This window comes from Bizionia gelidisalsuginis (genome assembly GCF_008086185.1).
In the GTDB taxonomy this organism is placed as follows: Bacteria; Bacteroidota; Bacteroidia; order Flavobacteriales; family Flavobacteriaceae; genus Bizionia; species Bizionia saleffrena.
Genome location: NZ_VSKN01000077.1, coordinates 1 through 1,296, shown reverse-complemented (window position 1 = coordinate 1,296; position 1,296 = coordinate 1). Strand labels below are relative to the sequence as shown.

General features: G+C 33.2%; 2 protein-coding genes. Both read left to right on the top strand.

All coding sequences use genetic code 11. The annotated features are described in order from the left end of the window. Positions 1 to 37 precede the first annotated feature (37 nt). The gene (locus tag ES677_RS15100) at positions 38 to 349 is read left to right on the top strand and encodes a transposase (RefSeq protein WP_148381718.1); all 312 of its coding nucleotides are present in this window, start codon (positions 38 to 40) and stop codon (positions 347 to 349) included. Beyond that, on the top strand, positions 349 to 1,245 hold the full coding sequence (locus ES677_RS15095) for an IS3 family transposase (protein WP_246124594.1): 897 nt from the start codon (positions 349 to 351) through the stop codon (positions 1,243 to 1,245). Before ES677_RS15100 ends, ES677_RS15095 begins: the two co-directional genes overlap by 1 nt. Positions 1,246 to 1,296 lie beyond the last annotated feature (51 nt).

Sequence of the window (1,296 nt, the reverse complement as noted above, 5' to 3'; positions counted from 1 at the left end):
GAGTGCTATTTTAAATTTCAATTAATACCTTTGAGATATGAAATATAAGAAATGGAGTTTAGAAGAAAAGCTAGAAATTCTATCCTCATCTGAAGAATTAGGAATTGTTGAAGCCTGTCGTAAATACAAGGTTAGTACGGGAACTTTTTACAATTGGAGGAAGAAATATGATACCCAAGGCGAGTCTGGCTTAAAAGTCACCTATGACGCACGTAGTAAAGAGTTAAAGCAAGCAGAAGAGGAAAACAGAATACTTCGTAAGCTATTAAGTAACAAGGAAATTGAGCTAGAAGTGCAGCGTGAACTTTTAAAAAAAAAGTTTGGGACATCAGATCCAAGAAAGATTTAGTGGATACTATTTTTAAGAAATATAAAATCAGTAAAACTAAGATAATCGATATGGCAGGAATGGTTCACAGCAGTTATTATCGCAAGCCAAGCTTAGGTAAAAAAGGAAACAAGCCAAGTAGATTTACCTATCATAGTAAGAATGGATTAGTAACCCAGGCTGTTGTTATTGAATCTGTAAAGACCATATTAAGTCATCCTTTTATAGATTGTGGCTATAGATTAATGACTGCTTATTTGACTCGGGACGGTTATACAATAAACCACAAGAAACTATATAGAATAATGAAAGAAGCGAACCTATTGAAGCTGGAAGACCGTATTGACAGGAGCGGTTCTGGACGTAAGTTTGTTAAATTCAGAAAAGTAATGACCGTAAAACCTTTTGATTGTCTAGAAATGGATATAAAGATGGTTTGGATTCCCAGTGCTGGTAAAAACGCTTACCTTTTATCTGTTATAGATGTTCATACGCGAAGAATATTAATAGACCTTTTTGCTTTTTCAATTAAACAAGCTCAAGTGATAAGATTGCTATCTGAATTATTTATGCACTATCAATATCCTAATAATGTAGTGATTAGAAGTGATAACGGGAGTCAGTTTATTGCAAAAAATGTAAGAGAATATCTAGCAATGATAGGTGTGGCTCAAGAGTTTACTCATATCGCAACACCAGAAGAAAATGCTCATATAGAAGCCTATCACGGCATTTTAAAGAAAGAGATTTTTCAGAGATTTGAATATAGAACCTTTGGAGAAATAGAAAAAATCCTTAAAGATTATGTTCTATTTTACAACAACGAAAGACTACACGGCCTATTAGGAAGAATAACACCAATGGAAAAATGGAACGCTGACAAACACCTGATTTTAATGAAAAAAATAACCGCATAATTTAACTAACGAAATTTAAAAGAATACTCTTGTTTTATAGGGGTCAAAACA